This is a genomic window from Paracoccus amoyensis (genome assembly GCF_014490725.1).
In the GTDB taxonomy this organism is placed as follows: domain Bacteria; phylum Pseudomonadota; class Alphaproteobacteria; order Rhodobacterales; family Rhodobacteraceae; genus Paracoccus; species Paracoccus amoyensis.
Window position 1 is genome coordinate 204110 of the sequence record NZ_JACOQL010000002.1, and the last position, 23765, is coordinate 227874.

Genomic DNA, 23765 nt, shown 5'->3' on the forward strand with positions numbered 1-23765 from the left:
CAGGCCGACCAGTGCAGATGGAAATAAAATGTCGTCGACCCAGAACAAGCCGAAGCTGATTTTCCATATCGGCCATCACAAAACCGGCTCGACCTCGATCCAGGAGGCTTTTGCGACGGGCAAGGTCCAGCTGCCGGGAAAAGAAATCCTTTATCCCACGCCGCTGAATCACAATTACCTACGCCCGCAGGTCGATACCTTTGTGCGCGAAGGTAAAATCATGCCCGGCAAGGCCGATAAGCCCGGTGTCGAGCGGATCGGTCAGTTGTTGCAGGAAAAACCTTGGCATTATGCGGTGATTTCGGGCGAAGAGTTTGAAGGTGCAAAGCCCGAGGTTGTTCATGAGGTCATGCACCGCTTCTGGTTGCCGCATACCGCCGATCATCAGGTGATCTGCTATGTGCGACCCCATGCCGGGCGCACGCTGTCAACCTTTGCCGAAGATATCAAGATCGGGCGTTTCAACGGCACACCTGAACAATACCACAAAAAACTGTCCCGCGAAGGGCGGCTGGCCTATGTCAAGCGGCTGACACCCTGGACCAAGACGTTCGGCGACCGGTTTCTTGTCCGACCCATGATCCGGGATCAGTTGTTCCAGAACTCAACGGTTGAGGATTTTATCCACGAAACCTTTGGTGACGACGCAGCCAAGGTTCGTCTGCTGCCGCTTTTGCCTTCGAATGAATCGCTGTGCATCGAAGACCTGATGCTGCTGAAGTTGGTCCATCAGCAATTGCGCGACCGCCCGCAATGGGTCCGGCACAATGTCGGCTGGGAGGTCGCCCGACTGGCCGGTGGTGAGGGTTTCACCGCGCAACGAACAAAACCGGCGCTGCACAAAAGCCTGGCCACGCAAATCCTGCGGGACTATCGCGACGACGCGAAAAAGATGGATGCGCGTTTCTTTGGCGGCGAACCGCTGCTGCTTCGCGATCTTGAACGGTCCGTGGATACGGCCATAGCGCATGCGCAATCTTACGAACCTGCGGATTATTTTTCAGCCGAGGCACGGCGTGCCATCACCGCTATGGCGCAACTTACCAACGAAATGCTGGATCATAAATCCGGTGCTTGGGGGACGTTCCTGATGCAGCGCCGTCTGAACGCCTTGCATCAAAGGGAACTGCCAAATCACTCTGCTGCCCCCCATCCGGCCGAGGCTACACAGCCTGCCCGCGATGCCGGCGCGAAAACCGTCAGCGTCCAGATGGTGGATAATGCCGTCGCGATGCGGGCCGAAAATCCAGAGCGTCTGAACAACGTTTCCCGCCGCATGAACAACGCGTTTCTGAATGTCGCGCCGAAAGATGTCACCGTGACGTTGAACGAGGTCCTGGATCGCATCGGCGCGGCGACCCCACAGATGCAGGACGTGCTGGACGAATTTCTGGTTCAACTGTTCTTTCACAAGAATGCCGACGCCCTTGGACCGCGCCTTCTGCGCAACAAGACGCTTCGCGATCTGTCCAAAAATGACGCTGAGGTGGCGCGCACGATGGCCCATCTTGCCAATCAAGGCGGTGTCGCCCAACACCTTTTGACGGCAGGTGCCCACTATGTGCGGGGGGAATACGAACCGGCCTATGCCACGTTCGACGCCGCGCGCCAGATGTTGCTAAGGACAAATAATCTGCGCCATCACAATCGCGGCCTGTTGGCGTTGCGCAATATGAAGACATTTGCCGAATGGGCCGCGGATGGGCCAGACCCGGTGTTGCCCCCCATGCAGTTCATCGGCGACACGCCGTTTGACAACACGCTGCCCATCACTGTCATCGGCCTGGATGGGGGCTATTTCAAGCGCTATGGAAACAGGCTGATCGAGACCGCTGCCGATCGCAGCAACCTGCATTTTCACGTCGTCAATCCCGGCGATGCCGAGTTGGTCAAGGTGGCCAACATACGATACTCGGTCGAGGATCAGCCCGACGCGACGAATGGATATTATGCGATCATCCGGTTTTTGCGCCTGCCCGCGTTTCTGCAGCATTACGGCGTTCCGTTGATGACATCTGATGCGGACGCATTTTTTGTCAACTCGCCCGCCAAGGCGTTTGCCGCTGGCAAGGGGAAAGATATCATATTGGCGGCAGCAAAGGGTGCAAACAACCCGCGTGGATATCTGAAGGCCGTGCCATGGCGATATGTCATGGGCGGTCTGATGGTCGCCAATCCGACCGCAGGCGCACAGAAATTCCTGCAGATTTTCGGCCGCCTTTATGCCGGACTGGCACATGACGGCGGCGCGCCCCAATGGTGGATAGACCAGGCCCTGCTTTCCGCCACAGCCGATCTGGCCAGATTGCAGGGACTGCCAATCAGTATTGATACCGACTGGCTGTTCCCGAAAAGCGGCATCAAGCAAAGCAAGATTTAAGATCGCGGGCGGCATAAAGCCGCCCCGCTGATCAGCTGTTCACAGGCTGTGACTTATCGTCTTGGGCAACGGGCCCAGCCTGCAGCCCAAGACGCTTTTGCCAGAACTGATCTGTCGCGAGACGGTTGTAACCCTCGCGCCATTCGGCCTTGAGGTCATCCATCTGTGAATTGAAGCGAAGCGTATTCCTGAACATTCGCCAGGCCTGCTTGAACGCCTTCGTCTTGGAATGACGGACCGTGAAGTATTTGCCATTGCCGTCCAGATAGGTGATCTGCGCGGCTGCCCATGTCTCACGGATACGCCCCCGCTCACCCGCGCGCAGCACGCGATGATTGCCGTAATGGCTGAAGAACGGCAGCAAATGACCGTTCAACGTCGCCTTCATCAGCAATCGCACCCAGGCTTTATGGGGATCGAAACGGATTTTCTGTGCCGGCACCGGACCATCTAACGGCTTCCAGGCCTCATCCTTGCGGATCTTGTTCAGATCGGCGCGGCGAACCGACATATCGGCATTTTCGGCAAAGAAATCAGGGCCGCGCAGGACATCTTCGAATGAGATGTTCAGCGCCTCCAGTGTTTCATAATGCAATTGCAGGAAGCTGCGACCAAAGAAACGCAGCGGCAAGGACAGCAAGAGCGGTCGGCTGATCTCCATGTTCGGGAGTGCCAGATGGTGAATTACGTGGCTGCGCAGGTCCAGATACAGCGTCTGCAACGATTCCTTGTCCGAGAAATCAGCATCCTGGAAGCAAACAACGCCCGGCAGGGTGACGATCTTGAAATCGTTGGCGATCGAGAAGCTGATATCGTCACCGCGCACAAAGAACGGGAAGGGACGATGCTTGGCAAAGGCAATCGGGAAGGCAAAGAACCACCAGCCACCGTAGAAGTTCGTCGCCGGATCGGAAACGGAATCATGTTCCATCCGAAACGCCTGATGCGCCTCACGCAGATCCGTTCCCATGTCGCGCGGCTTGCAGCTAAGGCGGAAATGCGCGCCGTTTTCCCACATCGCCCAGCGATGATTTGCCATGGTCAGGCCACCGGCGACGGCCGCATTTTCATCTTGGGCATAGGCAAGAAAGGTCCAGACCCGCTCGAGCGCGGGCATGTGGATCGAGGCATCGTCGTCCATGAACAGACAATGCGACACCCCGCGTTTTTCGGCCTCGATCAAACCGCGGGCAAAGCCGCCAGATCCGCCAAGGTTTTCGTTTTCGACGATGGTGACATATTCCGACGGGGTGATTTCGGCGCTTTGACCGTTATCCACAACGATCAGCTGCAAAAACGGCGCCAGTTTCGAAGTCTTGACAAATTCGGCAAATCGACGGGCGCTTTCGCGCACCGCCCGTTCGCGCTTGAAGGTGGTTATCGACAGCGCAATCCGCGGCTGGCGCAATGGTTTCTGTCTGGTCCGCCAGAACGCGTCGTGAAACTCGCCCTCATCAAGGCTTTTAAGTTCAAAGAACAGGATTCCACCCTGTTGCGCATCGAACGCCTTGCTTAGATCAACGGAAAACTCACCGCTGTCATCAAAGCTGATGATCTCATTGTAGATGCGTTCCCAGGATTTATCGGCCATCGCCTGAAAAACGATCAGCTCGAACCTGCCTTTACCCTTCAGCATCAGGTGAAGATCATTCAGGCCACAGAATTTCTGCCATTTTCCAAGATTGAACAGATTGAAGGCCGTATCGAATTTGATCTTTCCACCAATGTTGGTGACGATCATGCCTTGCTTTTCAGACAAGCCAGCGGCACCGCGCAGGCGGAAATAGACCTCTCGCTCGGTCGAGATGCCGCGTTCGGGCCATAAAAGTCCCTGAAGCGTCACAAATTCTGTCATTTGCGAGACTTGATCCAGTTTTACGATCTGATTCATCAGATTAGCCTCGTGCTGTTGGTCCTTGGTCGACATGTCATTCAACGCTTTGACGCGCGCCAAAGCTGCGAACCTGCTGTTTCAGAAAATCCTGCAATTCAGTCTGTTCCAACCGTTCTTCCCTACCCGACAGGTTATCAAGTAATTGACGGATTGCGTGAAATTCCGGAATGGGCTTCAAGATCAACATCCGGTCAATATCGGCAAAGAATGCCCCGCGACCGACAAGATCACTTAGCCTTTTATGGATCGGCTGAAAACGCTCCATCATTTTCGCGCGGTTCTCTGCGCCGAAATATTCGACATCTTTTGATGTCGGCTGTGCGATATTCCTGGTCAGTTTCAAAATCTGACTGCTGAACCGGTTCGCCAGATCTTTCGGCAATAGGCCATTCGCCATACGGATCAACCCCGCCACGGCCGGAGGCTGGCTTACATTCATTTTGGGGGCCGGGATCAGACCCTGGGGAAACTTGATGCCCGAATTCCTGATCAGGTCGTCAACCGATCCACCCTCTTTCATTACGACATCATAGGGGCGCAACATCAGCCGCGCATTGGGAATGCGCTGTATCCATGGTTCGACGACGGTCGCGTAATCGAAATGAATACTTTTGAAATCAATGCCATCCGGATCGGACAATGGTTTGGGCGATTGGCCGAATTTGATCTGCTGTCCGTGCCAAGACACCGCCTGCTCGTCGGGACGACGCAAAGTGCACCACACGGTGAATTCATCAGCTTCGGCAAATGGCTGGTAAAGACGCTGGATCAGATCGGCGTTTGCCTTGCCAAAATGCGACATCACCTCGGAACAAAGCACCACTTCATCCAGATCCAGGTTTTCGATCTGGTTCTTGATCGCGATCAGCATCTGGTTCGAATGCGGCAATTGCGCATGATAGGGGGGCACGCGCCAGGGCTTCTCAAAATCCGCCAGCATCCGGAATGCCAGCGCATTATGCGCCTCGCGGAAGTTGATCGGCAGAATGTCCGAACTGTCCCCGCCCTGAAGTTTGGACGTGATCTTCGACAGTTTGAAGCGACGCTCGCTGGAACGGCCCGCATTCGCCTTGGCCAAAGCGATGGATGCGCCCTGCGATTCAACCCAAGGATACAGAATATCCGCACGCAGAAGCGCGTTCGAATTCTGCGAGAGATATGCCTGAAGTGACGTCGTCCCGGTCTTGTGGTGACCGATATGACAAGTGACCCTCATTGCCGGAGTCCTTTTTCGGTAATCAGTTGGGTGCGTCCTTAGCAGGTCAACCGCATCGGCAAAAGCGGCAATACCGATGCTTCGCGCAAAACTGCGACAGGTCGGCTTGCCGGGTTCAGGCCGCATTGATAGGAGGTGACGATGCAGCGACAAAATGTCCCCGAAGTGAATGTTTCCACTGTTATGGCAGGCCAAGACGCGACTATCGCGGCGGTTGTGGTCACCCATTCACGACTGGATAAGTTGCGCGATACGGTCACAAGACTGCTGACCCAGCCTTTGGACCACATCTTAATATTTGATAACGCATCGCAAGACGGCACCGCCGCATGGCTGGCGGGTCTGGATGATCCCCGGCTGATTGTCCGTCACAGCCCCGACAATCTGGGCGGCGCCGGCGGTTTCTCGGAGGCGCTACGAGACGTGTCGACCCGGCTTGATCCCGACTGGACAGTTGTGATGGATGATGATGGTCGTCCGACACCCGATGCGATCGGCAACTTCCGCGCAATGAACCTGACGGGTTGGGATGCCATTGGCGCAGCCGTTTTTCACCCGAATGGCGATGTTTGCGAGATGAACCGCCCCTATCGCAACCCGTTTTGGCATGGGGCAGAGTTTCTGCGAACCTTGGGCGGCAAGGGGCGTCATGGATTTCACCTGCAGGACGCGGCTTATTCGCCCGACGCACCGGTCGTCGATGTCGATATGTCCTCTTTCGTCGGGCTGTTTTTGTCGCGGAACGCGATCGCACGGGCAGGATTGCCTGATCCTCGGCTGTTCATCTATGGGGATGACCAGCTTTATACGCTGAACATGCGCCGCAAAGGCTTGCGTATCGGCTTTGCGCCCCGGATCCGCTTTGAACATGATACCGAAGCCAAACAGGGCGCGACCGGATTGATTCTGACGCCGATCTGGAAGGTCTATTACATGTATCGCAACGCGCTGATTGCCTATCGTGTGGCCGCCGGTGTTCTGTTCTGGCCGCTGGTGCCCTTGCTTATCGCAAAATGGCACCGCAAAGCGGGCGATTATGGCAAGGACAGCAGGCGGTTTCGCCAGATCCTGAATCTGGCACTGCGCGACGGATTGGCGGGTCGATTAGACCGCACACATCAGGAAATACTGGCGCTGGCGGATCAGATACGACCGCTGTAAGGGTATTGCCGAACATGAAACGCAGCTGGGATGGGCGACTGTCATGCATATTCTTCTAGTCGGGGCGGGCCTTTCCGGGGCCGTCATCGGACGAAAACTGGCCGAGGCAGGACATACTTGCCGCATCATTGACGCCCGCGATCATATCGGTGGCAACTGCTATACCGAACGCGATGCGGAGAGCGGCGTGATGGTCCATGTTTATGGTCCACATATCTTCCACACTGACGATGAAGAGGTCTGGCGCTACGTCAACGACTTCACCCAGTTCATGCCCTATCAGAACCGCGTGAAATCAACGACGCAGGGCGCTGTCTATTCGCTGCCGGTCAACCTGCTGACGATCAACCAATTTTTTGACAAGACGATGAACCCAGCCGAGGCGAAGGACTTTATCGCCGATCAGGCCGATACATCTATCACCGATCCACAGACATTCGAGGAACAGGCCCTGCGCTTCGTCGGTCGCGATCTGTATGAAGCCTTCTTCAAGGGTTACACCGAAAAGCAATGGGGTTGTTCGCCAACCGAGCTGCCCGCCTCGATCCTGAAGCGCCTGCCGGTTCGTTTCAACTATGACGACAACTATTTCTTCCATAAGTTTCAGGGGATGCCGCGCGAGGGGTATACTCCGATGATCGAGGCTATTCTGGATCATCCGAATATCACGGTCGAACTGTCGACGCTCTTTACCCCCGATATGGCCGCAAATGCCGATCACATCTTCTGGTCGGGCGCGCTGGATGGATATTTCGACTATCGTCTTGGCCGTCTGGGCTATCGCACGCTGGATTTCGAACGCTTCACCTATGATGGCGATTATCAGGGCTGTGCGGTGATGAATTATGGCGACCGTGACGTGCCGTTCACACGCATCACCGAACATAAGCACTTTGCGCCATGGGAAAACCATGAGGGCAGCGTGTGCTATCGCGAATTCAGCCGTTCGGCCGAGCCAGAGGATATCCCTTACTATCCGATCCGTCTGGTCGAAGAAAAAGCGTTGCTTGAGGAATACATCTCATTAGCCGAAGAAACGCCTGCCGTGACCTTTGTCGGCCGTCTGGGAACCTATCGCTATCTGGATATGGATGTGACGATCCGAGAGGCGCTGGATACCGCAGATATGTTCCTTGGCACCGTTGAACAGGGCGGGATGATGCCCGCATTTGTGAAATCACCCCGTTGAGATGATGACAGAAATGAAAAAGGCGCATCATCTGATGCGCCTTTTTTGTCAGATCAGACGTTCAGCATGCCAGAAAACATGATCCGGCATGAAGGTCTGAACAAAGAAATAACTATGATCGTAGTCTGGCTGCATCCGGAATTGCCCCGGCTGACGACGTGACATCATCGCATGGGCCAAGGCTTCGGGTTTCAACTTGTCCAGAAACTGATCTGCTGTCCCCTGATCGATCAGGACATCACCCGGATAACCACGCTCTGCCATCAGAATCGTTGCGTCATGCGCCCGCCACGTGGCGCGTTCATCGCCCAGATAGGCCGACAGTTGCTTTTGTCCCCATTCGGATTCGCTTGGGTTTGCGATGGGCGCAAAAGCCGAAACTGATTTATAGCGGTCAGGATGCGTCATCGCGATGGTCAGCGCACCATGACCGCCCATCGAATGGCCGGTAATTCCCATGCGGTCGCGGTCAATGGCAAGATTATCGCTGACCAATTCGGGCAGTTCGTGGACAATATACTGCCACATCTGGAAATGAGGCTTCCAGGGATCTTGCGTCGCGTCGACGTAGAAACCAGCGCCCTTGCCCAGATCATAGGCCGTATCATCGGCGACTTCATCGCCCCGTGGCGATGTATCGGGGAATACCATCGCAATGCCCGCTTCCGCGCACCATTGCTGGGCACCGGCCTTGGTCATGGCATTTTCATGGGTGCAGGTCAGCCCCGACAGGAACCACAGCACAGGCACGCGTGCATGAGCGCTGACCTCTGGCATGAAAACCGCAAAGGTCATGTCCGTGCCGGTCGCCTGTGATTTATGGCGATAGACGCCCTGCGTGCCGCCGAAACTGCGGCTCTCCGAAAGGGTTTCAAGGGTCATCATCTATTCCTTCAGCTTGGCATACATGACCAGCGCGTCAACCAGACCCTTGTCAGGATGCCGGAATGCGCCCGGCAAGCGGCCAACAATCTCAAAGCCCGCTTTTTGCCACAGATGCACGGCGTCATCGTTCGTCGAAACCACGAAATTGAATTGCATCGCCCGGAAACCATGTGCCGCGGCCCATGATTTCGCGTGATCCGCCAAGGCGCGTGCCACACCCTTGCCGCGCGCCTCGGGGTGCGTTGCGAAAGAGGCGTTGGCCACATGCGATCCGCCGGCGGGGCGGTTCGCGCCAACATGGCTTGTGCCAAGAATGCGACCGCGATGTTCTGCCACGAAGGCCGTGAAGGGCCTGTTGAACCAATCCTTCAACGCCTCGGGCCGGGTAATGTCGCGCGGGATGCAATAGGTTTCACCCGCGCGATAAACCGGCTTTAGAATGGACCAGATCGCGTCATGATCGGCCTCGGTCGCGGGGCGGATCGTCACCTCCCCGCGTGGCTTCATTTCAGATCGTCCACGCTTTGAATGACCTTGTTCAGCAGGCCATAGTCCAGCGCCTCTTTGGTGTTCAGCCACAGATCGCGCTGCGTGTCCTTTTCGATCTTCTCGACCGGCTGGCCGGTCGCATCGGCGAAGATCTGGTTCAGACGGTCACGCATCTGACGGATCTGTTCGGCCTGAATCATCATGTCCGAGGTGGTGCCGCCGATCCCGCCAGAGGGCTGGTGGATCAGGAAACGCGTATTCGGCAGGCAGAAGCGGTTTTCCCGTTTCGCGCCGACAAAAATCAGCGCACCGGCCGAGGCCACCCAGCCAGAACCGATGGTGCGCACGGTCGGACGAATGAATTTGATCACATCATGGATCATGTCACCGGATTCGACGTGACCACCGGGCGAGCTGATCAGCATATTGATTGGATCGTCGCTTTCTTCGGCCAAAGCCAGCAGATGCGCGACGGTGCGCTGCGCCAATTTGTCAGTAATGCCGCCGGCGACAATCACCGTGCGCGATTTGAAATAAAGTTTGCCGATCTTGTCGCCTTCAGGCAGGCCCAGACCTTTGTCGTCATCTTGTTGGGGACGGTCGTCCTCGTCCTCGTCCTCATCATCGTTGTGCAGCCACTGGTGACGCATCCGCCTGCTCCTTTACCTGTCATTTCGGCAAGAACGCGATGCACGCGTCCCGACCGTTTCATTTACCTAAGCAGCCATGAAGGATCAGTAAAGGACGACCGATCGAATGGATTCACCCGAATGCATCAGATCAAAGCCTTTGTTGATATCTTCCAGCGGCATGGTGTGGGTGATCATCGGATCAATCTCGATCTTGCCGTCCATATACCAATCGACGATTTTCGGCACATCCGTCCGCCCGCGCGCGCCACCAAATGCGGTGCCCTTCCAAACGCGGCCCGTTACCAGTTGGAACGGGCGCGTGCTGATTTCGGCACCAGCAGGCGCAACACCAATGATAACCGACTGGCCCCAGCCACGATGGGTGCATTCCAGTGCGTCACGCATGACCTTGACGTTGCCGGTCGCGTCAAAGCTGTAATCCGCGCCACCGATCTGATCAAAGGGGGTTTTCGTCAGTTCGACGATTTCCTGAACCACATTCTCGACGTTGTTCGGATTGACGAAATGGGTCATGCCGAAATGCTTGGCCATCGGGATTCTGGCATCGTTCAGATCAACACCGATGATCATGTCGGCGCCCGCCAACCGCAGGCCCTGCAGCACGTTCAGACCAATGCCACCCAGGCCAAAGACAACGGCCTTGGCGCCGATTTCGACCTTGGCCGTATTGATGACCGCACCGATCCCCGTGGTAACGCCACAGCCGATATAGCAAATCTTGTCAAAGGGCGCATCGTCACGGACTTTTGCCACGGCAATTTCCGGTAGAACCGTGTGGTTCGCGAATGTCGAACACCCCATATAATGATAAATCGGGGTGCCATCCAGCATACTGAAGCGGGTGGTGCCATCGGGCATCAACCCCTGCCCCTGCGTCGCCCGGATGCGCGTGCACAGATTGGTCTTTCCCGACAGGCAGGACGCGCATTCGCGGCATTCGGGGGTGTAAAGCGGAATGACATGATCGCCCGGCTTCAGCGATGTCACGCCCGGACCGACTTCCAGCACGATGCCTGCACCTTCGTGACCAAGGATCGACGGGAAAATACCTTCGGGATCAGCCCCCGAGCGGGTAAAATCGTCGGTATGACAGATGCCTGTGGCCTTGATTTCGATCAGAACCTCGCCCGCTTTCGGGCCTTCAAGGTTCACCTCCATCACTTCCAGCGGCTTTCCGGCTTCAAGTGCAACGGCGGCGCGGGTTCTCATCACTCTCTCCTGTCTAGTTCGGCTCTGGCCGCGCGATCCGGCCAGGTTGGACAGCATTTCTGGACAGTTACGACGGATCGTCAAGCCAAAGGCCGAACGATCCGGGCAAGAAAGCGACCTTGTCCGCGCAGTTGTTTCACGTGAAAACGCCCCGAGCATTATCAGGGCGTGTCTTCATCAGCTTGCCGGGGTCGAGGAAACGCCGACCTTGGCGGGTCGCAACAAGCGGTCATGCAGGCGGAAGCCGTTATCCATGACCTGAATGATCTCACCTGCGATCGTGCCGGGAACGGCGGCTTCAAACATCGCCTCATGAATGGCCGGATCAAATTTATCGCCAGCCTGGGGTGTAATCACGGTAATGCCGTGCTTGGCAAAGACATTCGACAATTCGCGCAGAGTCAGCTCAACCCCTTCCAGCAACGCCGAGGCTGCAGCTCGCTGTTCATCCGTCGCCGAATCCAAGGCGCGATGCAGCGCGTCGTAAACCGGCAGCAGATCACGGGCCAGACGCGTGCCGCCGTATTGTTCAGCATCGCGGCGTTCCTTGTCGGCACGCTTGCGGGCGTTTTCAGCATCGGCCAGCGCACGCATGAATTTGTCACGAAACTCATCGCGCTGGATCGTCAGCTGTTCAAGCTGATCGGCGGGATCGGCAAGCGGATCTTCCAGAAATTCTTCGGGCGGTTGTTTATTCTGATCGGTCATCTCAAACTCATCCTTTCCGGCCGGACAGCACCCGTCCAACCAGCTGCGCCGTATAGTCCACGATCGGCACGATGCGCCCATAATTCAGGCGTGTCGGACCAATGACGCCTACAGCGCCTACAATCTTTCGGTCAGCATTCATATAGGGGGAAACCACCAAAGCGGAACCCGAAAGCGAAAAAAGCTTGTTCTCGGAACCGATAAAAATTCGAACGCCTTCGCCCTGCTCGGTCAGTTCCAGAAATTCCACGATGTCGCGCTTGCGTTCCAGATCATCGAACAGCACGCGAATCCGGTCCAGATCGGCGGCTTCGCTATCCAGAAGGTTGGCGCGACCACGCACAATCAGGCGCGGATCGGTTGCTTCGGTATCCCACAGGGCCAAACCCGATTGCACCAGTTCAGCAGCCAGCACGTCCAGCTCCTGCCGTCGGGCGACAATTTCATGCGCGATATAGCCGCGCAATTCGGCCAATGTCCTGCCCTCTGCCATGGTGTTCAGGAAATTCCCGGCTTCCCGCATCGAGGACGGTGTTTGACCGGGCGGTGGTGTGAAAACGCGATTTTCGACATGACCATCGGCAAAGACCAGAACGACCAATGCGCGGTCAGGGCCAAGGCTGACAAATTCAATATGGCGGATCGGGGCTTCATGCTTGGGCATCAGAACCAGCGACGCCCCACGCGTGATCGAACTGAGCGCCGTGCTGACCCGGTCCAGCAGAACGCCCGTGTCGGGGTCGTCATTGCCCAAGGTTTGGTCAATTGCGGCACGGTCGGTCGGCGCGACAGCATCAACCTCCATCATGCCGTCAACGAACAGCCGCAGGCCCAATTGCGACGGCAGGCGCCCGGCCGAAATATGCGGGCTGTCCAGCAGCCCCATAAACTCCAGATCCTGCATGACGTTGCGGATCGTCGCCGCGCTGACCTTTTCAGACAGCGCACGGGTCAGGGTGCGCGAGCCGACAGGCTCACCCGTTTCCAGATAGCTTTCAACGACCCGGCGAAAAACTTCGCGGGACCGTTCGTTCAATGCATTCAGTACGGATTCTTGGTTCATTTCCCCATCGGGCTTGCGTCACAGGGTTGCGGAACGGTATTGGGCTGCCAATCTTCAGTGAAAGGATAACCCAATGCGCCCTTCTGGTCGGAATTTAAGCCAAATGCGCCCGATTTCAATTGAAACCGGGATCATGAAGCATGCCGAAGGATCGTGCCTGATCCGTTGCGGCAACACGCATGTGCTGTGCACCGCTTCGCTGGAGGAAACGCCGCCCCGGTTTCTGAAGGGCACCGGACTTGGCTGGGTCACAGCAGAATATGGCATGTTACCCCGAGCCACGAATACGCGAAACCGCCGTGAAGCAGCACAGGGAAAACAGTCTGGAAGAACGCAGGAAATTCAGCGTCTTATTGGCAGAAGCCTGCGCGCTGGTATTGACCGCGTTGCCCTTGGAGAACGCCAGATCACGATTGACTGCGACGTGATTCAGGCGGATGGCGGCACGCGCTGTGCGTCTATCACCGGGGGTTGGGTTGCGCTGCGTCTGGCGGTCAACAAATTGCTGGCCTCTGGTGCATTGACCTCGGACCCGATCATTGACCATGTCGCCGCTGTCAGCTGCGGAATTTATGCAGGCCAGCCTGTTCTCGATCTTGATTACGCCGAAGACAGCGAGGCCGGCACTGACGGCAATTTCGTGATGACCGGCGGCGGTCGTCTGATCGAAGTGCAGATGTCAGCCGAAGGTGCGACATTCTCTCGTGACGAAATGACCAAGCTGCTGGATCTGGCAGAAATCGGCATGACCGATCTGGTTGCCGCGCAGAAGGCCGCGATTGGATGAGGAAGTTTACCCAGAACAAGCTGCTTATCGCGACCCATAACGCCGGTAAACTGGCCGAGATGCGTGCCCTGCTGGAACCGCGCGGAATCGAGGTCGTCGGTGCCGCAGAAATGGGTCTGGGTGAGCCTGTCGAAACCGAAGACAACTTTATCGGCAACGCGCGGATCAAGGCGCGGGCTGCGGTGACCGCAACCGGCTTGCCGGCCCTTTCGGATGATAGCGGGATCAGCGTCGATGCACTGAACGGCGCACCGGGTGTTTACACAGCGGATTGGGCCGAAACCGGCAATGGCCGGGACTTCCCGATGGCCATGCAGCGCACCTGGGACGAATTGGAGGCCGTCAACGCCCCCGCCCCCCGGACCGCACAGTTCCGCTGCACGCTGGTCCTGATGTGGCCAGACGGGCACGATGAGGTGTTCGAGGGCGTCTTGCCCGGTCAGGTCGTCTGGCCGCCGCGCGGGACCGAGGGTCACGGCTATGACCCGATTTTCATGCCAGAGGGCGCGGATATCACCTTGGGCGAAATGTCGGCCGAGCAAAAAAACCGCCTTAGCCACCGCGCCCGCGCGGTCGCCAAAATGTTGGAGGGCAGCTTTGCGTAAGATCTCTACTGGATCGCCATTCGAAACCACCATGGGCTACAGCCGGGCCATCGTGAAAGGTGACTGGTGCTTTGTTTCGGGGGTCACGGGTTACGACTATTCCACAATGACCATCCCCGATGATCCAGCGGAACAGGCGAGAAACTGCTTTCGCACGATCTTTCGGGTGCTGGACGAGGCCGGATTTGCCCCCGAGGACATCGTGCGGGTCCAATATACGGTTATCGATGCCGGATTGGTCGATCAGATCATCCCGGCCCTTGGCGAGGCATTTGGCGAGATCCGCCCCGCCGCGACAATGATTGTCGCTGGTCTGATAAAACCGGAAATGAAGATCGAAATCGAAGTCACTGCGTTCCGCGGATGAGCGCAGTTTCCGATAATCTGATCCCGCCCGCAGAGGACTGGCGGGCGGGCGGTTTCGGACTTTACGTCCACTGGCCCTTCTGCGCCGCCAAATGCCCTTATTGCGATTTCAACAGCCATGTCGTTGCATCTATCGATCAACGTCAATGGGCCGATGCCCTGGCGAGTGAGATCACAAGAATGGCCGAAGAGCTTCCCGGTCGCAATCTGGGCAGCATCTTCTTTGGAGGCGGCACGCCATCGCTGATGACGCCCGACACCGTCGATACCGTCCTGCGGGCCGCGCGACGGGCGTGGGGTTTTACCAATGACATCGAAATCTCGCTTGAGGCTAATCCGACCAGCGTGGAAAAAACCCGCTTTACCGGCTTTGCCGAAGCTGGCGTCAATCGGCTGTCGATGGGGATACAGGCACTGAATGATGACGATTTGCGCCGTTTGGGGCGTATGCATTCCGTTGCCGACGCGAGGGCCGCGTTTGATGTTGCACGATCCGTCTTTAACCGTGTCAGCTTTGACCTCATTTATGCGCGCCAGCAGCAAACCCGCGACGCTTGGCGGAAAGAGTTGCGTGAAGCGCTGTCAATGGCCGTCGACCACCTGTCGCTTTACCAACTGACGATCGAGCCGGGCACCGCCTTTGGGGCGCGTGCGGCCGCTGGAAAGCTGCGCGATCTGCCGGATGATGATATGGCCGCTGACATGTATCTGGAAACGCAGGACATCTGCGGAGCGGCCGGTATGGCAGGTTATGAAACATCCAACCACGCCAGACCGGATGCGGAAAGCCGCCACAATCTTGTTTACTGGCGTCAGGGCGATTGGGCGGCCGTGGGACCGGGTGCGCATGGACGCATCACCCTGCCCAGCGGACGATATGCGACCGAGGCCCATATGGCCCCCACGGATTGGCTGAACGCTGTCAGACAGCGCGGTACTGCCGAGTCATTGCGAGAGGCGCTGCCGTTAAATGAGCAGGCAACAGAATATCTGCTGATGTCCATGCGCCTGTCCGAGGGTATGGATGAAGCGCGCTATACAAGCCTGGCGCAAAAACCATTGAACGAAAACGCGATTGAGCGGTTATTCGATCTGGGAATGGTCGAACGGGATCAGGGCCGGTTGCGAACCACAAAAAACGGTCGCCCGGTGCTAAATGCGATCCTGCGGGAGTTGGCGGATTAAATGCGAATCTTGTGGTTTACCATTGGTGCGATCGCACTGACTTTGGGTGTTATCGGGATTGCACTGCCAATTATGCCGACCGTGCCATTTTTGCTTGTGGCGGTTTGGGCATTCGCACGCAGCTCTCCCAGGTTACGCGCAAAAATCCTGTCTCATCCGACCTATGGGCCGCCGATCCGTGCATGGCAGGATCGCGGCGCCATTGGTCGTTGGGCAAAAATATGGGCGGTTGCTGCGATGGGCAGCGGCGTGATCATCGCGTTTTTCCTTGGCCTGCCTTTATGGTTGATCGCAGCTCAGTTGGGGATCTGCACCGCAGTCGGCAGTTACGTGGTTACCAGGCCAAGTCGCTAATTTAGCGCAGATATAGGGAAATATTTTCAGCATACCCCTATATCTGGGTTATCTGTCGCCCCCCAGTGTCTGACACAACGCGTCAAGTTGCTCCAGATCACGATAGGTAATGGATATGGTCCCGCCATCCATACCAGCGTGGTTGATCACAACCTTCATTTTCAAATGGGCAGAAAGATCTGCCTCCAACGCACGAGTGTCTGCGTCTTTTTCGCGCGAGATGTTCGACCCACGCGGTGTATTGTTGGATTGAGCTACTGCCGGCTCAGATTTTTTGCGCACCAGGTTTTCGGTCTCGCGAACCGAAAGACCTTTCTCGATAACCTGACGTGCCAAGGCTGCCGGGTTATCTGCCGTAATAAGCGCCCGCGCGTGACCAGCCGAGAGTTTTCCATCCTTGACGAAATCTTGAACCGAATCCGGAAGATTCAGAAGGCGCAAAAGGTTTGCGATATGACTGCGACTTTTGTTCAACGCCTCCGCAAGCTTTTCCTGCGTATGCCCGAACCGGTCCATTAATTGACGAAACGAGGCGGCTTCTTCGATGGCATTGAGATCGGCGCGCTGAATATTTTCAATGATAGCGACTTCCAGAACTTCGGTATCTGAAAATTCCCGGATGATGACAGGAAGTTCGTGCAGTTGCGCCATTTGCGCCGCCCGCCAACGCCGTTCACCAGCGACGATCTGGTAAAGCCCTTCATCCCTTGGATGTGGACGAACAATAAGCGGCTGCAAAACACCGCGCTGACGCAAGGAATCTGCCAGTTCTTGCAGAGCGTCAGGCTCGAAATGTCGGCGCGGCTGATCCGGGTTCGCTGTAATCTGCTCAATCGGAATCATCGTGCGATCTCGCGTTTGCGGCGCATTCGCCGCCGACGCTTCGATGTCCATGTCGGCCATAAGGGCGGATAAACCCCGACCCAGACCACGTTTGGCGATCTTGCTATCCGACATCAGACTTCCTCCGAGACGAGTTTCAGGCGTTGTGCGAATTCTTTGGCGAACTGCGAATAGGCAGCGCTACCCTTTGAACTCGGATCATAGAGGATGACCGGCTTGGCATGCGACGGGGCCTCGGACACACGAACGTTGCGTGGGATTACAGTTGGAAAGACCAAATCTCCCAAAGTTGCACGGGCATCCGCCTCGACCTGTTGCGACAGGTTATTGCGGTAGTCGGACATGGTCAGCAGGATCCCGTTGATCCGCAATTCCGAATTGCCGCTTTGCCGAACATGCTTGACTGTCGTCAGGAGCTGCGAAAGCCCTTCCAAGGCGTAAAACTCTGCCTGAAGCGGGACCAGAACCGCATCTGAGGCAACCATTGCATTCAACGTCAGAAGCCCAAGTGCGGGCGGGCAATCAATCAGAATAATGGTGCCGGGTTCAGCCTGTTTCAGCTTCTTACGAAGCAATTTTGTACGATTGTCAGCCTGCGCCAAATCAACATCCGCAGATGCCAGATCGGATGTGGCCGGCACGATACGCAGATTGTCGATCGAGGTTTGAAGTGCGCATTCATCCAGCGTTTCAGGGCCCGCGAGAAGATCATACACCGTTTTTTCGCGCTGATCGGAATCAATCCCCAACCCGGTCGAGGCATTCCCCTGTGGGTCCAAATCAATCAAAATCGTGCGATGGCCAGCCATTGCAAGCGCCGCGCCCAAATTGATTGCGGTTGTAGTTTTTCCAACCCCACCCTTCTGGTTCGCAATGGCGACTATATTGCTCTCAGACATGGCTAACCCCGCTGATTTCCAAAATTGCTGCTCCGTCCTGTGTCGAACTGGGGTGTACTTTGGCGTTAAATCGCCAATTTTCTTGCGCCTCGGTCAGTTCGGATTGCCACCTCTGACCCTTCATCAACCACGCCTGCCCATCTGCCGACATATGACGCTCTAGATATGGCATGAGCCTGGGCAGCGGAGCAAGTGCCCGCGCACTGATATAGGCAGCATTCAGCGGATCAATCTCTTCGATCCGCGCCGTTTTCACCGTCGCGTTCTGAAGACCAAGCTCTCGTATCACGGTGCGTAAAAAAGTGGCCTTCCGTTGATCGCTTTCGACCAATAAAAAGCGAGTGCGGCTGTCAGCGTTGGCAATAGCCAGAACCAAACCCGGCAGCCCGCCACCACTGCCAAAATCCGCCCACAACCCAGCTTCAGGCGCAACAAGCTGAGAAATTTGCAGACAATCCTCGATATGGCGATCTCGTAACTGAAGCAGGCTTGCCGGGGCCACAAGATTGATCCGCGGATTCCATCGTTGAATCAGCGCTTCATAGGCCGCCAGCCGGTCCATTGTTTCACGTGAAACACTCACGTTCATGCTTTCTTGCGCTCGCCACTGCGAGCCACGGCCACAAGTAACGTCAGCGCCGCCGGGGTCATCCCCTCGATCTTGGCAGCGGACGCCAGGTTCTGAGGGCGAAGCTCTTGTAGTTTCATTCTCAGCTCGCCCGATAGTCCCGAAATGGCCAAATAATCTATCCAAGAGGGTAAAACGACGGCTTCATCCGCACGAAGCGCCTGTGCATCCCTTTCCTGCCGGCCCACATACTGGTGATAAAGCGCGTCGTTCTTGATCTGCTGCAAGGTCTGCGCAGAAACTTCAGCCAAGCCCGGGGCGAGCGATAAAACAAGATCCGGATCAACGTCCGCCGTGCCAAGCAATGCAAAAACCGACCTGATCTGCCCGTCCTGACGAACCTTGAACCCGGCTCGTTGTAGTTCCGTTGGCGAAAAACCTGTCGATTCCGCAATTTCGCGAGCGGCCAGATAGTCCTCTTGCCGCCTATTATACGCGGCGGCACGCGCCTTGCCGACGCAACCAAGCTCAATCCCAAAGGGCGTCAGTCGTTGATCTGCGTTATCTGCCCGTAGCGTAAGCCGAAATTCAGCACGAGAGGTGAACATCCGGTAGGGTTCCGTGACGCCACGTGTGACCAGGTCATCGATCATTACCCCAATATAGCTGTCCGTTCTGCTGAAAACGACGGCGTCACGGCCAAGTGCTGCCGAAGCTGCGTTCAGCCCGGCGACAAGACCTTGCGCGGCAGCTTCCTCATATCCTGTGGTACCATTGATCTGTCCGGCAAGATAAAGACCCTTAATGTCCTTAAGCCGTAGCGAGGAATTCAAAGCACGCGGATCGACGTAATCATATTCAACTGCATAGCCGGGCTGAAGGATTTCGACCTGTTCCAAGCCGGTTATGGTTTGAACATACGCCAGTTGAACATCTTCGGGCAGCGATGTGGAGATTCCGTTTGGATAGATCGTGGGGTCAACCAACCCTTCCGGTTCGAGAAATATCTGATGCGATTCTTTATCCGAAAAGCGAACAACCTTATCCTCTATCGACGGACAATATCTTGGACCGCGACCGGAAATATGTCCGCCATACATTGCGGACCTGTTCAGGTTTTCTGCAATTATTTCATGAGTTTGCAGATTTGTATGGGTGATCCCGCATGATATCTGCTTCGCAATCGGCGCGCTGCTCATATATGAGAACATCACGGGCGTATCATCGCCAGGTTGTTGCTCCAGTACGTTCCAATTTATCGTGCGACCATCCAACCGCGGCGGGGTTCCCGTTTTCAGGCGACCCAGTGGCAGATTAAATCTTCTGATTGCAGCCGCCAAGCCATTCGATGCTTTATCACCCCATCGACCCGCAGGGCGGCTAACATCACCGATATGGATCGTCCCGTTCAGGAACGTACCTGTGGTCAGAACAACCGAAGTGGCCGATAGCATTGTCCCATCGGCCAATGTAATCCCTGAAACAACATCACCTTTGCTGATGAAATCAAACGCCTCACCGAAAATCAGCTCCAGCCCGTTTATCGATTTAGCGGCTTTTATCGCCTCCGACCTGTAGATGCTGCGATCCATTTGTGCGCGCGGCCCTTGGACAGCCGGGCCCTTGCGACGGTTCAGCAACCGAAACTGAATCCCTGCCTTATCGGCTATTTGCCCCATCAGCCCGTCCAGCGCGTCTACTTCACGCACCAGATGCCCTTTTCCAAGGCCGCCGATCGCCGGATTACAGGAAAGCGTGCCGATATCTTCCTGACGCATGGTAACAAGCGCCGTGACCGCACCCATACGGGCGGCAGCCGCCGCAGCTTCTAGGCCGGCATGGCCGCCGCCGATGACGATGACATCAAAATGTTTCACGTGAAACACCCTATTTCCCAATGCAGAACGACGTGAAGATCACATCCAGATACTCTTCTGCTCCGATTCTGCCAAGTAAACGATCTAGTGAGCTTGCGGCGCTCCGAATAGCTTCCGCCAAAATTTCTGGCGGAAGTCCCTCGATACCTTCCAAAGCTTTATGGGCGTCAATCAACGACAACAGCTGTCGTTCATGACTTACCAATCCAGCACTGATGGTCCTTTGGGACAGATTCAGAAAAAGCTGGTGCAGAAATTCATCTATCCCCTCGCCCGTAAAGCTGGAAATGGCATTTTTTTCGGCATGACGAAGATCCGATTTAGTCTGCAACAGAATATCTCCCTCCTGCCACAGTCTTTGATCCTTTTGGCCGGTGTCACTCAGATGAACCCGAATATCCGCAGCCATTGCACGTTGCTTTGCACGATCAACGCCCATCATTTCTATCTGATCGTCCGTATCACGCAAACCGGCCGTATCCAGCAAGGTGACGGCTAATCCCTGCAAATCAATCCTCAGTTCAATGATGTCTCGGGTCGTTCCGGCGATATCGGACACCAGCGCAACTTCACGTTTGGCAATTCGATTGATAAGACTGGACTTGCCTGCGTTTGGCGGCCCGATGATCGCCACTTCAAATCCTGCGCGAACTCGCTCGGCCGCTGCATAGCCGGAAATCTCGGAATCCAACTGGCTGCGCAGATCAGCCAAAAGATGGAACACTTCCAGTGGAACATCGTCGGGGACGTCTTCATCGGCAAAATCTACGCTCGATTCGACCAAAGCGCCTGCCCGGATCAGCATATTTCGCCATCTTTCCGTGCGTCGGCCAAGTTCTCCACCTGCTAGCCGCAATGCCAACCTGCGCTGCGCCTCGGTTTCAGCCTCAAGCAGATCTCCCAGCCCTTCGACTTCCGCCAGGTCCATCTTGCCGTTAAGGAATGCACGCCGCGTAAACTCACCCGCTTCCGCCGGTCGCAGACCTTGTGCCGCAAAAAAGCGCAAGACGCGCCTGACAATGACAGGTGCGCCATGCAGGTGCAGTTCTGCGACTTCCTCGCCGGTAAAGCTATGGCCCGCCTCAAACCACAAAACCAGGGCATGATCCAGAAGTTCATCACCATGACGCAGTTCACGCAAATAGGCTTGCCGCGGATATTGCAGCTCACCCGCCAAATACTCTGCCGCGGCGCGTGCGCCAGATCCGCTTAGCCTAACAATGGAAACGCCACCCCGCCCAGACGGAGTGGCTTCTGCAAAAATTACGTCCATGATGCCCCGTCAGGCGTTCATCGAATCGAAAAACTCTGCATTCGATTTGGTTTGCTTCAACTTTGAAATCAAGAACTCAACGGCGTCAGTCGTGCCCATCGGGTTCAGAATGCGGCGCAACAGATATGTCTTTTGCAGATCTTTGGCATCGACCAAAAGTTCTTCTTTCCGCGTGCCGGATTTCAGAATGTCCATAGCCGGGAACACGCGTTTATCCGCAACCTTACGATCCAGAACGATTTCGCTGTTCCCTGTGCCCTTGAACTCTTCGAAAATGACTTCATCCATACGCGAGCCGGTATCAATCAGCGCCGTCGCAATGATCGTCAGCGAGCCACCCTCTTCGATGTTCCGTGCGGCACCGAAAAAGCGTTTCGGGCGCTGCAACGCATTGGCATCAACACCACCTGTCAGCACCTTACCAGAGCTTGGCACCACAGTGTTGAACGCCCTACCAAGTCTTGTGATTGAATCCAGCAAGATAACAACATCTCGCTTATGTTCTACCAGACGCTTGGCCTTTTCGATCACCATTTCAGAGACGGCAACGTGACGGCTTGCCGGTTCATCAAAAGTCGACGAAATGACCTCACCGCGCACGCTGCGCTGCATATCGGTCACTTCCTCAGGGCGTTCATCGATCAGCAGAACGATCAGGTAGCATTCCGGGTGATTTTTTTCGATCGAATGGGCAATGTTCTGCAACAGAACCGTTTTACCTGTTCGCGGCGGTGCCACGATCAAAGAGCGTTGTCCCTTCCCGATCGGGGCCACCAGATCGATGATCCGCGCCGAGCGATCCTTGATCGTCGGATCTTCGATTTCCATATTCAGGCGCTGATTTGGATAGAGCGGTGTCAGGTTGTCGAACGCGACCTTGTGGCGTGCCTTTTCAGGGTCTTCAAAGTTGATACGTTCGACCTTTGTCAGGGCGAAATAGCGTTCGTTTTCGCCGGGCGCACGGATGACGCCTTCAACCGTATCGCCCGTCCGCAGGGCATATTGGCGGATCATTTCAGGGCTGACATAAATATCGTCGGGGCCGGGAAGATAGTTCGCTTCGGTTGAACGCAGGAACCCAAAACCGTCCTGAACAACCTCAAGCACGCCTTCGCCGCCAATCTCCCACCCTTCTTCCGCATGCTCTTTCAGGATCGAGAACATCATCTCGCCCTTACGCATGGTCGAAGCGTTCTCAACCTCCCACTCTTCTGCCATGGACAGCAGGTCAGCAGGGCTTTTCGCTTTAAGATCGGACAGATTCAAACGTTCTTCGGTCATATGGTTCACCTACGGCTGCACCACGAAATCGCAGTCAGTCAGTCAAGTTATAAAATGGGAATCCCCTTACCGGACGGCAGGGCTTGGCGGCGAAATAGGGGCTGATCGCTCAAAAGTCAATCAATCTGTCAGAATTTCACGATGACGGACAGAACAATGACCATCATCAACAAGGTCGGAACCTCGTTCATCATCCGATAATAGCGACCGTCTTTTCCTTTCCCTGCCTCCAGAAGACGCCTCTGACGGGCACACCACATATGAAACCAGGTCATCCCCAGAACACAGCCAGCCTTGGTCCAGGGCCAAATCAGGGCCCAGGAGACGATGCCGGGCGTCATGACCAAGCACAGACCGCTGATCCACGTCGCGATCATCGCCGGATTCATGATCATTCTCAGTAATTTTTGCTCCATGATCACAAAGCTGGCTGTCGGTTCGTGACCTTGGGCCGATCTTTCGGCGTGATAGACAAACAATCTGGGCAGATAGAAAAGCCCCGCCATCCAGGAAATGACGGCCATCACGTGAAAAGCCTTCACGTAGGGATAAAGCATGCTCAACAGGTCGGTCATAGGCTCTCTTTCGCCTTCTTCTTCTTAATTAAAAGATAAGAAGATATAAGGATGTTGTTGATGTAGGGCCTGTGGACAGCCGGATAAAGCATAAATGCTCGCCTTCATCCACGATTCTGGGGCTGTGGATAAGTATGTGTGTAGAATCCGTTTTCATAAGAAAATATCATTAAAACATGCACTTGAATTGTGTATAAAGGTGCGGAAGGATTCTGCGTAACCGAACTATCCACAGAAGTCCGTTTTTCGGCGATGATTTGTCCATATGTGGATAGAAAGGCTTCGTTCCTGAAAGGTTCCAGCCC

23 protein-coding genes are annotated in these 23765 nt (G+C 55.8%); 8 read left to right on the top strand and 15 right to left on the bottom strand.

Translation table 11 applies throughout. The features are described 5' to 3' along the window. The first annotated feature begins 28 nt into the window (after nt 1-28). Complete coding sequence (locus tag H4P12_RS05835) at nt 29-2380, top strand: hypothetical protein (protein ID WP_187792684.1); 2352 nt, start codon at nt 29-31, stop codon at nt 2378-2380. 31 nt (nt 2381-2411) lie between these two features. Here the strand turns inward: H4P12_RS05835 and H4P12_RS05840 are convergent, their stop codons facing one another. Together H4P12_RS05840 and H4P12_RS05845 are read right to left on the bottom strand one after the other, a co-directional pair. Beyond that, entirely contained in the window at nt 2412-4271 is a 1860-nt protein-coding gene (locus H4P12_RS05840; RefSeq protein WP_187792686.1) for a glycosyltransferase family 2 protein, read from the bottom strand. 37 nt (nt 4272-4308) lie between these two features. After that, nucleotides 4309-5490 carry a hypothetical protein gene (locus H4P12_RS05845; protein ID WP_187792687.1) on the bottom strand — a complete coding sequence of 394 codons (1182 nt, stop codon included), beginning with the start codon at nt 5488-5490 and terminating at the stop codon, nt 4309-4311. A 183-nt stretch (nt 5491-5673) separates the two neighbouring features. Here H4P12_RS05845 and H4P12_RS05850 point away from each other — a divergent pair, with 183 nt between their 5' ends. Continuing rightward, a complete protein-coding gene (locus H4P12_RS05850) occupies nt 5674-6651 on the top strand; it encodes a glycosyltransferase (protein WP_187792689.1) in 978 nt (325 codons plus the stop codon). 43 nt (nt 6652-6694) lie between these two features. Further along, a complete protein-coding gene (gene glf, locus H4P12_RS05855; RefSeq protein ID WP_187792691.1) occupies nt 6695-7840 on the top strand; it encodes a UDP-galactopyranose mutase in 1146 nt (381 codons plus the stop codon). A 48-nt stretch (nt 7841-7888) separates the two neighbouring features. Here the strand turns inward: glf and fghA are convergent, their stop codons facing one another. From fghA to hrcA, 6 genes are all read right to left on the bottom strand, one after another. Then, nucleotides 7889-8722 carry an S-formylglutathione hydrolase gene (gene fghA, locus H4P12_RS05860; RefSeq protein WP_187792692.1) on the bottom strand — a complete coding sequence of 278 codons (834 nt, stop codon included), beginning with the start codon at nt 8720-8722 and terminating at the stop codon, nt 7889-7891. Nucleotides 8723-8725: 3 nt separating this feature from the next. After that, nucleotides 8726-9232, bottom strand: a complete 507-nt coding sequence (locus H4P12_RS05865) for a GNAT family N-acetyltransferase (protein WP_187792694.1) — start codon at nt 9230-9232, stop codon at nt 8726-8728. Next, nucleotides 9229-9864 carry an ATP-dependent Clp protease proteolytic subunit gene (locus H4P12_RS05870; protein ID WP_187792695.1) on the bottom strand — a complete coding sequence of 212 codons (636 nt, stop codon included), beginning with the start codon at nt 9862-9864 and terminating at the stop codon, nt 9229-9231. Before H4P12_RS05870 ends, H4P12_RS05865 begins: the two co-directional genes overlap by 4 nt. Nucleotides 9865-9948: 84 nt before the next feature. After that, nucleotides 9949-11076, bottom strand: coding sequence for an S-(hydroxymethyl)glutathione dehydrogenase/class III alcohol dehydrogenase (locus H4P12_RS05875; protein ID WP_187792697.1), 1128 nt, complete (start codon nt 11074-11076; stop codon nt 9949-9951). A 177-nt stretch (nt 11077-11253) separates the two neighbouring features. Beyond that, nucleotides 11254-11784 carry a nucleotide exchange factor GrpE gene (locus H4P12_RS05880; RefSeq protein ID WP_187792698.1) on the bottom strand — a complete coding sequence of 177 codons (531 nt, stop codon included), beginning with the start codon at nt 11782-11784 and terminating at the stop codon, nt 11254-11256. 7 nt (nt 11785-11791) lie between these two features. Further along, nucleotides 11792-12847 carry a heat-inducible transcriptional repressor HrcA gene (hrcA, locus tag H4P12_RS05885; protein ID WP_187792700.1) on the bottom strand — a complete coding sequence of 352 codons (1056 nt, stop codon included), beginning with the start codon at nt 12845-12847 and terminating at the stop codon, nt 11792-11794. A gap of 73 nt (nt 12848-12920) precedes the next feature. Between hrcA and rph the strand changes: the two genes are divergently transcribed. From rph to H4P12_RS05910, 5 genes are read left to right on the top strand one after another with little or no spacing between them, the layout of a single operon-like run. Beyond that, on the top strand, nt 12921-13634 hold the full coding sequence (rph, locus tag H4P12_RS05890) for a ribonuclease PH (RefSeq protein WP_187792702.1): 714 nt from the start codon (nt 12921-12923) through the stop codon (nt 13632-13634). Then, nucleotides 13631-14239: an RdgB/HAM1 family non-canonical purine NTP pyrophosphatase gene (gene rdgB / locus H4P12_RS05895; RefSeq protein ID WP_187792704.1), complete on the top strand. Its 609-nt coding sequence runs from the start codon at nt 13631-13633 to the stop codon at nt 14237-14239. Before rph ends, rdgB begins: the two co-directional genes overlap by 4 nt. Next, nucleotides 14232-14606 carry a RidA family protein gene (locus H4P12_RS05900; RefSeq protein WP_223115724.1) on the top strand — a complete coding sequence of 125 codons (375 nt, stop codon included), beginning with the start codon at nt 14232-14234 and terminating at the stop codon, nt 14604-14606. The genes rdgB and H4P12_RS05900 overlap by 8 nt, the downstream gene beginning before the upstream one ends. Further along, a complete protein-coding gene (gene hemW / locus H4P12_RS05905; protein ID WP_187792706.1) occupies nt 14603-15790 on the top strand; it encodes a radical SAM family heme chaperone HemW in 1188 nt (395 codons plus the stop codon). The genes H4P12_RS05900 and hemW overlap by 4 nt, the downstream gene beginning before the upstream one ends. Then, nucleotides 15791-16144 carry a YbaN family protein gene (locus H4P12_RS05910; protein ID WP_187792707.1) on the top strand — a complete coding sequence of 118 codons (354 nt, stop codon included), beginning with the start codon at nt 15791-15793 and terminating at the stop codon, nt 16142-16144. A gap of 48 nt (nt 16145-16192) precedes the next feature. Here the strand turns inward: H4P12_RS05910 and H4P12_RS05915 are convergent, their stop codons facing one another. The 7 genes from H4P12_RS05915 to H4P12_RS05945 form a co-directional block, all read right to left on the bottom strand. Then, nucleotides 16193-17101: a ParB/RepB/Spo0J family partition protein gene (locus H4P12_RS05915; RefSeq protein WP_187792709.1), complete on the bottom strand. Its 909-nt coding sequence runs from the start codon at nt 17099-17101 to the stop codon at nt 16193-16195. After that, nucleotides 17101-17886, bottom strand: a complete 786-nt coding sequence (locus tag H4P12_RS05920; RefSeq protein WP_187792711.1) for a ParA family protein — start codon at nt 17884-17886, stop codon at nt 17101-17103. Before H4P12_RS05920 ends, H4P12_RS05915 begins: the two co-directional genes overlap by 1 nt. Next, entirely contained in the window at nt 17879-18475 is a 597-nt protein-coding gene (gene rsmG / locus H4P12_RS05925) for a 16S rRNA (guanine(527)-N(7))-methyltransferase RsmG (protein WP_187792712.1), read from the bottom strand. The genes H4P12_RS05920 and rsmG overlap by 8 nt, the downstream gene beginning before the upstream one ends. Next, on the bottom strand, nt 18472-20331 hold the full coding sequence (gene mnmG / locus H4P12_RS05930; protein WP_187792713.1) for a tRNA uridine-5-carboxymethylaminomethyl(34) synthesis enzyme MnmG: 1860 nt from the start codon (nt 20329-20331) through the stop codon (nt 18472-18474). The genes rsmG and mnmG overlap by 4 nt, the downstream gene beginning before the upstream one ends. Nucleotides 20332-20341: 10 nt before the next feature. Further along, nucleotides 20342-21604, bottom strand: a complete 1263-nt coding sequence (gene mnmE, locus H4P12_RS05935; RefSeq protein WP_187792715.1) for a tRNA uridine-5-carboxymethylaminomethyl(34) synthesis GTPase MnmE — start codon at nt 21602-21604, stop codon at nt 20342-20344. A gap of 9 nt (nt 21605-21613) precedes the next feature. Further along, nucleotides 21614-22885, bottom strand: a complete 1272-nt coding sequence (gene rho / locus H4P12_RS05940; RefSeq protein WP_187792717.1) for a transcription termination factor Rho — start codon at nt 22883-22885, stop codon at nt 21614-21616. Nucleotides 22886-23013: 128 nt separating this feature from the next. Continuing rightward, nucleotides 23014-23460 carry a CopD family protein gene (locus H4P12_RS05945; RefSeq protein WP_187792719.1) on the bottom strand — a complete coding sequence of 149 codons (447 nt, stop codon included), beginning with the start codon at nt 23458-23460 and terminating at the stop codon, nt 23014-23016. Nucleotides 23461-23765: the final 305 nt, after the last annotated feature.

Excerpts from the sequence above, each read along its gene's own strand:
- H4P12_RS05835 (WP_187792684.1), top strand. The coding sequence starts at position 29 with ATGTCGTCGACCCAGAACAAGCCGAAGCTGATTTTCCATATCGGCCAT.
- H4P12_RS05840 (WP_187792686.1), bottom strand. The coding sequence starts at position 4,271 with ATGAATCAGATCGTAAAACTGGATCAAGTCTCGCAAATGACAGAATTT.
- H4P12_RS05845 (WP_187792687.1), bottom strand. The coding sequence starts at position 5,490 with ATGAGGGTCACTTGTCATATCGGTCACCACAAGACCGGGACGACGTCA.
- H4P12_RS05850 (WP_187792689.1), top strand. The coding sequence starts at position 5,674 with ATGGCAGGCCAAGACGCGACTATCGCGGCGGTTGTGGTCACCCATTCA.
- glf (WP_187792691.1), top strand. The coding sequence starts at position 6,695 with ATGCATATTCTTCTAGTCGGGGCGGGCCTTTCCGGGGCCGTCATCGGA.
- fghA (WP_187792692.1), bottom strand. The coding sequence starts at position 8,722 with ATGACCCTTGAAACCCTTTCGGAGAGCCGCAGTTTCGGCGGCACGCAG.
- H4P12_RS05865 (WP_187792694.1), bottom strand. The coding sequence starts at position 9,232 with ATGAAGCCACGCGGGGAGGTGACGATCCGCCCCGCGACCGAGGCCGAT.
- H4P12_RS05870 (WP_187792695.1), bottom strand. The coding sequence starts at position 9,864 with ATGCGTCACCAGTGGCTGCACAACGATGATGAGGACGAGGACGAGGAC.
- H4P12_RS05875 (WP_187792697.1), bottom strand. The coding sequence starts at position 11,076 with ATGAGAACCCGCGCCGCCGTTGCACTTGAAGCCGGAAAGCCGCTGGAA.
- H4P12_RS05880 (WP_187792698.1), bottom strand. The coding sequence starts at position 11,784 with ATGACCGATCAGAATAAACAACCGCCCGAAGAATTTCTGGAAGATCCG.
- hrcA (WP_187792700.1), bottom strand. The coding sequence starts at position 12,847 with ATGAACCAAGAATCCGTACTGAATGCATTGAACGAACGGTCCCGCGAA.
- rph (WP_187792702.1), top strand. The coding sequence starts at position 12,921 with ATGCGCCCTTCTGGTCGGAATTTAAGCCAAATGCGCCCGATTTCAATT.
- rdgB (WP_187792704.1), top strand. The coding sequence starts at position 13,631 with ATGAGGAAGTTTACCCAGAACAAGCTGCTTATCGCGACCCATAACGCC.
- hemW (WP_187792706.1), top strand. The coding sequence starts at position 14,603 with ATGAGCGCAGTTTCCGATAATCTGATCCCGCCCGCAGAGGACTGGCGG.
- H4P12_RS05910 (WP_187792707.1), top strand. The coding sequence starts at position 15,791 with ATGCGAATCTTGTGGTTTACCATTGGTGCGATCGCACTGACTTTGGGT.
- H4P12_RS05915 (WP_187792709.1), bottom strand. The coding sequence starts at position 17,101 with ATGTCGGATAGCAAGATCGCCAAACGTGGTCTGGGTCGGGGTTTATCC.
- H4P12_RS05920 (WP_187792711.1), bottom strand. The coding sequence starts at position 17,886 with ATGTCTGAGAGCAATATAGTCGCCATTGCGAACCAGAAGGGTGGGGTT.
- rsmG (WP_187792712.1), bottom strand. The coding sequence starts at position 18,475 with ATGAACGTGAGTGTTTCACGTGAAACAATGGACCGGCTGGCGGCCTAT.
- mnmE (WP_187792715.1), bottom strand. The coding sequence starts at position 21,604 with ATGGACGTAATTTTTGCAGAAGCCACTCCGTCTGGGCGGGGTGGCGTT.
- rho (WP_187792717.1), bottom strand. The coding sequence starts at position 22,885 with ATGACCGAAGAACGTTTGAATCTGTCCGATCTTAAAGCGAAAAGCCCT.
- H4P12_RS05945 (WP_187792719.1), bottom strand. The coding sequence starts at position 23,460 with ATGACCGACCTGTTGAGCATGCTTTATCCCTACGTGAAGGCTTTTCAC.